This is a genomic window from Salipiger aestuarii, assembly GCF_003259905.1.
Classification (GTDB): Bacteria; Pseudomonadota; Alphaproteobacteria; order Rhodobacterales; family Rhodobacteraceae; genus Salipiger; species Salipiger aestuarii.
The window spans coordinates 1-8675 of the sequence record NZ_QLMG01000085.1 but is presented as its reverse complement, the minus strand read 5'-3'; the positions used below and the strand labels follow the sequence as shown (position 1 = coordinate 8675).

General features: G+C 63.2%; 7 protein-coding genes. 5 read left to right on the top strand and 2 right to left on the bottom strand.

Annotated elements, in window-relative coordinates; translation table 11 throughout:
- Positions 1-236: 236 nt before the first annotated feature.
- From ATI53_RS22025 to ATI53_RS22015, 3 genes are all read left to right on the top strand, one after another.
- Positions 237-1403, top strand: coding sequence for a nucleotide sugar dehydrogenase (locus ATI53_RS22025; RefSeq protein ID WP_009504486.1), 1167 nt, complete (start codon positions 237-239; stop codon positions 1401-1403).
- Positions 1404-1407: 4 nt separating this feature from the next.
- Complete coding sequence (locus ATI53_RS22020) at positions 1408-2439, top strand: SDR family NAD(P)-dependent oxidoreductase (protein ID WP_009504485.1); 1032 nt, start codon at positions 1408-1410, stop codon at positions 2437-2439.
- A 189-nt stretch (positions 2440-2628) separates the two neighbouring features.
- Positions 2629-4743 carry a GumC family protein gene (locus tag ATI53_RS22015; RefSeq protein WP_009504484.1) on the top strand — a complete coding sequence of 705 codons (2115 nt, stop codon included), beginning with the start codon at positions 2629-2631 and terminating at the stop codon, positions 4741-4743.
- Positions 4744-4746: 3 nt separating this feature from the next.
- On the opposite strand, the gene ATI53_RS22010 is transcribed toward ATI53_RS22015, so the two are convergent.
- Positions 4747-5898 carry a glycosyltransferase gene (locus ATI53_RS22010; RefSeq protein ID WP_170134646.1) on the bottom strand — a complete coding sequence of 384 codons (1152 nt, stop codon included), beginning with the start codon at positions 5896-5898 and terminating at the stop codon, positions 4747-4749.
- Positions 5895-7064 (bottom strand): glycosyltransferase, encoded by a 1170-nt coding sequence (locus tag ATI53_RS22005; RefSeq protein WP_170134645.1) that lies wholly within the window; start codon positions 7062-7064, stop codon positions 5895-5897. The genes ATI53_RS22010 and ATI53_RS22005 overlap by 4 nt, the downstream gene beginning before the upstream one ends.
- A 251-nt stretch (positions 7065-7315) precedes the next feature.
- Here ATI53_RS22005 and ATI53_RS22000 point away from each other — a divergent pair, with 251 nt between their 5' ends.
- Together ATI53_RS22000 and ATI53_RS21995 are read left to right on the top strand one after the other, a co-directional pair.
- Positions 7316-7576, top strand: a complete 261-nt coding sequence (locus ATI53_RS22000; protein WP_009504481.1) for a spike base protein, RCAP_Rcc01079 family — start codon at positions 7316-7318, stop codon at positions 7574-7576.
- 196 nt (positions 7577-7772) lie between these two features.
- Positions 7773-8675 (top strand): glycosyl hydrolase family 28-related protein (locus ATI53_RS21995; RefSeq protein WP_249033420.1); only part of this gene is annotated, 903 nt, incomplete at its 3' end.

The following is an 8675-nucleotide window of genomic DNA, read 5'->3' as shown; positions in this document are numbered from 1 at the left end:
GGAATGGCGCGCCTGAGCCAGCGACACGCCGCGCAACCCGGAAATGGCGGTCCTGGAGTTCTGCCGCAAATGGTTCGAACGGCGCGGGGCGCCCTGACGGCGCGAAGCTGGCTTTGCCGCCCAAAGCGGCGCAGCCGGTGCCACGGCGCCGCGCCGGATACTGGACCGAGCCGCGCACCTTGAGGCAGCGGCCAAAGGGTTCTACACCGGGCCAAGGCATTTGAGAGGATACCATGATGAAGATCGCCGTCGCCGGGCTGGGCTATGTGGGCCTGTCGAACGCCGTGCTGCTTGCGCAGAACAACGCGGTCACTGCCGTCGATGTCTCGCAAGAGCGCATCGACATGGTGAACGCGGGCAAATCCCCCGTCGTTGATGCCGAGCTTGAGGATTTCCTTGCCAACCGCACGCTTGACCTGGGCGCCACGCTGGATCCTGCCGCAGCCTATGCCGACGCGGATTTCGTCATCGTGGCCACGCCGACCAACTACGACGCCAAATCGAATTATTTCGACACCTCCAGCGTCGAGCAGGTCATCGCGCAGGTGATCGCGGTCAATCCGCGCGCCACCATCGTCATCAAATCCACCATTCCCGTCGGCTATGTGCGCCACGTCCGGCGCGAAATGGAAACCGATCAGGTGATCTTTTCGCCGGAATTCCTGCGCGAGGGCAGGGCGCTTTACGACAACCTGCACCCTTCCCGGATCATCGTCGGCGAGCGGTCCGAACGGGCCCGCATCTTTGCCGACCTGCTGCTGGGCGGGGCGCTGGAAACCGATGTGCAGGTGCTGTTCACCGACCCCGACGAGGCCGAGGCGATCAAGCTGTTCGCCAACACCTACCTTGCGATGCGGGTGGCGTTCTTCAACGAGCTCGACAGCTATTCGCTGGCGGGCGGCATGGACAGCCGCCAGATCATCGAGGGCGTCAGCCTCGACCCGCGCATCGGCGCGCATTACAACAACCCCTCCTTCGGCTATGGCGGGTACTGCCTGCCGAAAGACACCAAGCAGCTGCTGGCCAACTACAGCCATGTGCCCCAGAACCTGATCCGCGCCATCGTCGATGCCAACCGCACGCGCAAGGATTTCCTGTCCGACCAGATCCTGATGCGCGGGCCCAAGGTGGTGGGCATCTATCGCCTCGTGATGAAGGCGGGGTCGGACAATTTCCGCCAAAGCTCGATTCAGGGCATCATGAAGCGGCTCAAGGCCAAGGGGGTCGAGGTCATCGTGCACGAGCCGGTGCTGGACGAGCCCGATTTCTTTCGCAGCCGCGTGGTCAACGATCTGGATGCGTTCAAGGCCGAATGCGACCTGATCGTCGCCAACCGGCTGTCCGACGACATCCGCGATGTGCAGGACAAGGTGTTCACCCGCGACCTGTTCGGGGCCGACTGAGCCGATGCAGACCGTCCTTGTCACCGGATCGGCCGGGTTCATCGGCTTTCACCTGTGCCGCCGCCTGCTGAAGGACGGCTTTCGGGTCATCGGTCTGGACGCCATGACCGATTACTACGACGTCGCCCTGAAAGAGGCGCGGCTGGCGCAGTTGCCGCGGTCCAACGCCTTTGTCCAGATCACCGGCCAGGTCGAGGACGAGGGCCTGGTGATGCGCCTGTTCCAGGAGCATCGGCCCGATTACGTCATCCACCTCGCGGCGCAGGCCGGGGTGCGCTATTCCATCGACAACCCGCGCAGTTATCTGGAAAGCAACATTTGCGGCAGCTTCGAGATCCTTGAGGCGGGGCGCGCCTATCCGCCGCGCCACATGCTGCTGGCCTCGACCTCGTCGGCCTATGGCGCCAACACGGCGATGCCCTACCGCGAGACCGACAAGGCCGATCACCAGATGTCGTTCTATGCCGCCACCAAGAAGGCCACCGAAAGCATGGCGCATTCCTATGCGCATCTGTTCGACCTGCCGGTGACGATGTTCCGCTTCTTTACCGTCTACGGACCATGGGGGCGACCCGACATGGCGCTGTTCAAGTTCACCAAGGCGATCCTGAACGGCGATCCCATCGACGTGTACAACCACGGCGACATGAAGCGCGACTTTACCTATATCGACGACCTGGTGACCGGCATCCGTCTGCTGATGGACGCGGTGCCGCAGCGCCCCGAGGATGGCGTGGTGCCCGAGGGCGACAGCCTGTCGCCGGTGGCGCCGTTCCGGGTGGTGAACATCGGAAATTCCGAACCGGTGCAGCTGACCGATTTCATCGCCGCCATCGAGACCGCCACCGGGCGCGAGGCGATTCGCAACCTGATGCCGATGCAGCCCGGCGATGTGCCTGCCACTTGGGCGGATGCGGCGCTGCTGCTCAAGCTGACAGGATTTGTGCCCAGTACCGACGTCGGCACCGGCGTGGCGCATTTCATGCGCTGGTATCAGGACCATTACGACACCGGTAAGCCGTCTTCGGACGGTTGAGGATAAGGCAACCGTCGCGGATCATCCTGGCGGGGGGCTTGTACGACTGGATATGATGCGCGCAACTGGATAGAAGCGCTGTAAGATGCTGTACGGGAAAACCGGTTATTGATCCGGATCCGAAAGATAGCCCAGGCATGACGGGATCTCATGAATACTTCTTCTTTTTCGAACCGGCATGGTGGGGGGATGCGTGACAGGCTTCAGGCGACCCCTGTGGTGGGTGACAGCAGCGTGATCGATCTGCGCGCCATGCTGCACACGCTTTGGCGCGGCCGGTACATCATCCTTGCGATCACTACCGTGGCGGTGTTGTTGGGCGGCTATTACGCCTATGCGGTGGCAACGCCGTTGTACCGGTCCGAAGTGGTGGTGATGCTGAACAGCCGCGACCAACAGGTGGTCAATCTTGACAGCGTGGTGGGCGGGCTTGGCCGCGACAGCTCGGTCGTCAACACCGAGGTTGAAGTGCTGCGCAGCCGCGATCTTCTTGGCAAGCTCGTCGATCAACAGGATCTGATTTCGGATCCGGAATTTAACGGCGCGCTCAATCCTCCCTCGGCGTTGGCGCAGGCCAAGGCTTCGGTACAATCTCTGCTGGGCATGGCCCCGCCCCCTGCGGGCGAAGCCACGGAGAACGGTAACCAGCTGACGCGCCAGTCGGTAATCGACGCGCTACGCGGGGCGGTGTCTGTGCGCAACGTGCCCGATAGCCTGGTATTCCAGGTTACGGTCGAGGCAGAAGACCCCCGCAAGGCCACCCGTCTGGCCGATGCGCTGGTCGAGATGTATATCGATAACCAGCTCGAGGTGAAATTCGAGGCTACGGAACAGGCCGCGAGCTGGCTGTCCGAACGCGTGTCCGAGTTGCAGACCGAGCTCGAAGCCGCCGAAACCCGCGCCCAGGAATTCAGCACCGGCATCGACCTGATCAGCCCCGCCGATCTGGAGGGCGCCGAACGCCAGCTCAAGGATCTGCGCGATCGCACTGCCGACACGCAACTCCGGCTGGACGCGGCGCAGGCGCGGCAGGCGGCGCTTGCCGCGGCTCGCACGCCGCAGGAACAGGCCGATGCGACCAGGGACGCCCGGCTCGAGGCGATGCTGGACGATCTGGGGCAGGCCGATGTCGCCACCCGTTTCGAGCTGCGCTTCGACGCGCTGGTGCAGCAGGCGAACCAGGAGGTCGCGCGGCTGGAAAACCAGGTGCGGGTGCTGTCCGGCTCGCTGAGCGATTTCGAAGCTCGGGTGCAGCAACAAAACACCGACCTGATCACCCTGCAGCAGCTTACCCGCGAGGCCGAGGCCAGCCGCCTGCTTTACGAGCATTTCCTCGCGCGGCTCAAGGAAACATCGGCGCAGCAGGGCATTCAGCAGGCCGACAGCCGGGTTCTGTCGCATGCGGTCATTCCGGTGATTCCGTCCGAACCACGCAAGTCGCGCATCCTGATGCTGTACGGCGTTCTGGGGCTGATGGCCGGGGCGGCGCTGGTGTTGTTCCGCGAGGCAATAAGCGACAGCTTCCGCGACGCTCAGTTGCTGGAGGCCACCACCGGATACGCCGTCGTCGGTGAAATCCCGCGAATCCCCCCCCGCAAGCGCAAGGGTGTACTGAACTATTTTGCCGAACATCCGACCTCGGCGGCGGCCGAGGCAGTACGCAATCTGCGCACTTCAGTGCTGTTGTCCAACATCGACAACCCGCCGCAGGTCATCATGGTATCGTCGTCGATTCCGGGCGAGGGCAAAACCACCGTATCGCTGAGCCTGGCGCACAATCTGGCGGCAATGGGTCGCCGGGTGCTGCTGATCGAAGGTGATGTGCGCCGGCGGGTGATGTCGAACTATTTCGACGTGACGCCTCGGGGAGGCATGATTTCGGTACTGACTGGGCAGCAAGGCTTTTCCGAAACCGTAGTGCATGATCCGGGGGGTGGAATCGACGTGCTGTTCGGGGACGAGACCAAGGCCAATGCCGCCGATATCTTTGCCTCGACGCGCTTTGCCGATCTGATCGCCGAGGTGCGGCAGCAATACGATCACATCATCATCGACACACCGCCGGTCATGGTGGTGCCAGATGCGCGCATCATCGCGCAGCATGTCGATGCGGGAATCTTCGTGGTGCGCTGGGACAGTACTCCGCGCAAGCTGGTGTCCGAAGCGCTGGGGATGTTCGAAAGCGTCAATGCGCAGATCAGTGGCCTGGTGCTGAATAACATCGATCAGCGCGGTATGAAACGCTACGGCTACGGCTACGGCTACGGTTATGGTGCCTATGGGCGCGGATACTATACCAGCTAGGCGTCAGAGCCGGTGCGTCTGGCAGGCGGCATAGAGGGCCAGATAGCGCGCCATGACAGCTTGTTCACCATAGCTCTGTTGCAGGTGGGCCGTGGCGGCGGCGCGCATGGCGGCGCGCGTCTCGGACGGCATGGCGCGGATGCGCTGTAGCGCGGCCAGGATTGTCTGTGTGTCGGTGCCGGTGTTCACGGCGGCCTGGGGGAAGAAATCCGGCAGGTTGCACGCCGCGCTCATGGCGATCAGCGCGTCCTGACGCACCGCTTCCAGCACCGTCATCGGCAGCCCTTCGGACATCGAGGGCAGCACGAACACATCCGCCCGCGCAAAGCTGGCCAGCTTGTCGGCGCCGTATTGGGGTCCAGCGTGGATCACGTTGCCATGGCGTGCCGCGCTTTGCGCAAGTCGCACGGCAAAGCTGTCATCGCCGTCGATCCAACCGCAGAATACCAGAGCCAGGCCCTGAGCGGAGCCGGGGTCGGCGGCGCACAGCACATCCCAGGCATTCAGCAGCGCGGGCCAGCCCTTTTTCTCGTGGATGCGGGCCAGAAACAGCCAGACATCGCGGCCTTCGACCTGCGCGGCCCAAGGGGCGGGCGAATCAGGTGTGGCGGCGTCAGGGACAAAATTCGGTATGATTGTCGCGGGCAGGCCAGTCAGGTAGCCGTTCAGGTCGCCGCGTTCCTTTTCGGTCAGGACATGGATCGCTCGGGCCCGGCGCATCACGCGCTTCTGAAACAGCGCCGACACCGCCGTCTTGAGTCGTGCCGAGCGCGCCAAAATCCACGGCTCTAGCATCCCGTGCGGTGACACGATTCCGACTGCGCCGCGCGCCATGGCGATGCCCGCAGCAAGCACATGAAACATCCAGATCCCGTGAACATGAACGATGTCATAGCGATGCCGCGCCATGTGCCGCGCCATGCCCGGCGAAAAGGCGAACCGCGCGGGGCCGTGAAAGGCAAAGCGGTGGATCGTGATGCCCGTCGGCCAGTCCGGCAGCGATGCCGCGTCCTGATCCGAGGCGAACGAGATCACGGTGATCTCGTATGCCCCGCTGCGCGCCAGCGCCGCGACGAGGATGCGCACCGCTTCGGTCACGCCGCCGCCTGCGGGCGATACGAACGGCAATACTACGGCCAGACGGGGGTGGGTCATACTGCGGGTTCCGGCAGGGTTTCGGGGGCGACCAGCGTGGCAACGGCCTCGGCAAAGGCCGCGACATCGCCGCGCGGCGCGCTGGCCCGCGCGCCGGTTGCCAGCCGCGCGCATAGCGCTTCGTCGCCGTCCAGCAGCGCCATGTAGCCCGCAAGGCTTTCGGGTCGGTCATGGGGAAAGCTGAAGCCGTTCACCCAGTCCTGTACCAGCAATTCGCGCGCTCCGCAGCGATCCGAGATCAGCACCGGCAGATCCAGCGCCTGCGCTTCGATGACCACATTGCCGAACTGTTCCTCGATGCTGGGCAGGATCAGCGCCAGACTGCCTGCAAGGATGCGCGAAATCTGGGCCGTCTGGACAAAGCCGTGAAAGGTTACCGCATCGGCGATACCCAAGGCGTCTGCCTGCGCCTTCAGCGTCCGTTCAAGTGGGCCGTTGCCGCACAGATGCAGGGCGCGATGTCCGCCGCCTGCGCGATACAGCGCGAATGCGCTGAGCGCCATGGATAGGTTTTTCTTGCTCACCAACCGCGCAACGATGGTCCAGGGCCGGTCGGCAAAGGCCGGGCGGGGCACGTCGGCTGCCTGGGCACGCATCCGATCCACCGACAGCGTATTATAGGGGCTGGCGACGCGGGGCAGGCCGAGAAAGCGGAAATAATCGGTGCTGCGTTCCTGCGTGCCGATGGCCCCGCGATAGGGCGCAAGCGCAAAGCTCTTGAGCCATTCACCGCGCGCGGAGCGGTCCTTGTCGTCGAATTTGGAACAGCCCATGGTAAACACCTGCGCGCCGCACAGACGCAGCAGGATCGCCGCGGCCAATACCTCGGGGCGTTCGTAATGGCACATGAACCAATGGGCGCGGCGCAGCCTCCAGGCCACGCACAAAAATCGGGAAATGCGTCTCAGGCGACCGGGAGTTTCAGCCACGGCGAACAGCGTGGTCTTGCGAAAGCGCGGGGCTTCGTCGCCGGTCCAGTCGTAGGTGACATCGCGGTCATACATCTCGATCCCGTGCAGCTCAGACTGCGGAAAGCGGCGGGCCACAGCTTCAATGCGATCCGCGTGCATGGGGCCGAAATTGTTCCACAGGAACACCAGTCGTGCCGGAACCGGGGTGGCGGGTGTCGCTGAATCGGCAGCAGGAGCTGTCACGTCGTATGTCACGGGAATTCTCCTGCGGGTCTGTATCATCGTTATGCTGATCGCAGTGCCGGGTGCAACAGCGCCTCGTCGCCCGGAGGGCCCTGCGACGACCAAAGTTCAAGGCTGCCCGCAGGTGTTGCAACAAGCTCCGCGTTCGCGCGCGGGGCCAACCCGGTTTTTTAATAAAACAGAAGGATTCTCCAATCACCGGACCGAGGGCGTACGCGTCACCGATCCCGGAGCAACGTTGTTCACTGCCGGAGAAACAAGAGATGTCAGACAAGTTCAGCCAGTTCATTCGCGGCCTCAACTCTCCGCCTTACGGTGGTTTTGATATCACGCCCAGCGACGGGGATGATTTGCCCACCGTGACGCGTGCCTTGAACGTAGGCGTATCCGGCCAAGTGCATGTGACGCTGCTCGACAATACCGAAACCACGCTTTTCCTTCAGGCGGGGGCCATCTTTCCGCTCCGCGTCAAGCGGGTGTGGTCGGATGGCACCACTGCGAGCAATCTGGTTGGGCTTTACTGATGCTCGGCCTCGGGCTTTTGTTTTCGGGATCGCAGCCGATCATTGGCAACACCGGACCGACGATCTCACTGCTGCATGCCGACGACCTTATCACGGCAGATACCGTCATTGTATGAGCCTATCTGCCCCACGCCGGGGCACCCCCGGAACCGGGTGACTGGCACGACCTGATTCCATTCCACCGGAGAAATGCTAAATGGCACTCGTAATCCCTTCGCTTCCGATGACCGGAAGCCGGTTGAAAACCACCCTTGAAGAGATACGGCAACGCATGCCGATCAAGCTGGCCTCGGCCAGCGAAATGAGCGCATTGTCCGGGTTCGCTGACGGCGACCGGTGTCTGACGCCCCAGGGCGTCTATGAGGTGTTCTCGGGATTTTCCGCCAGCCCCAGCGCGACGGTCGTGGACATGCCCCAGGCGGGGATGCTGGCGATGCTTGCCGTGGACAGCCCGGTTGCGGATGTCGACACGCTGATTGCCGACACCCGTCCGCCCGCGTTCTTCACGGCGGGAATACGCCTGATGACCCAAGCCGAAACCTATGTTTATCGCGTTGCCAACACCACCGCGACCGATCACCATGTGACCACCGCCGGGGGTACGAAACTGTATGTCGAACCGGGCCCGCGCGGGTTCGATGTGCGCGCTTTTGGCGCTCAGGGCGACAGCGTGACCGACGACAGTGCCGCGATCAGGACCGCCTTTCGCGCGGCAGTGTCCAGCAAGCAGTTGCCGACCATCGGCAGTAACCCAATCGTCCAGCACGCAGTTTTTCTGCCTGGCGGGCAATATCTGGTGAACAGCCCGCGCAGCCTGATGGACACATTGAGCGTGGGCCGTGCGATGGGGCTGACGTACGAAGGCGACGCTACGGGCACCACCATCCATTTCGGCCACGATGGCGAAGATTATCTGTGCTACAACCCCAACGAATTCCTGTTTGTGCGGTTCCGCAACCTGCGTTTTACCGCCAGCAGTGACAACGCCCGGTTCATGTTCGTCAACGCCAGCGGTGGCGCCCAGGATGTCCTGTTCGAGAACTGCAACTGGAACGGCACCTGGCAGAAGCTGTACCGGCTGGAAGGGGGCAACAACAAT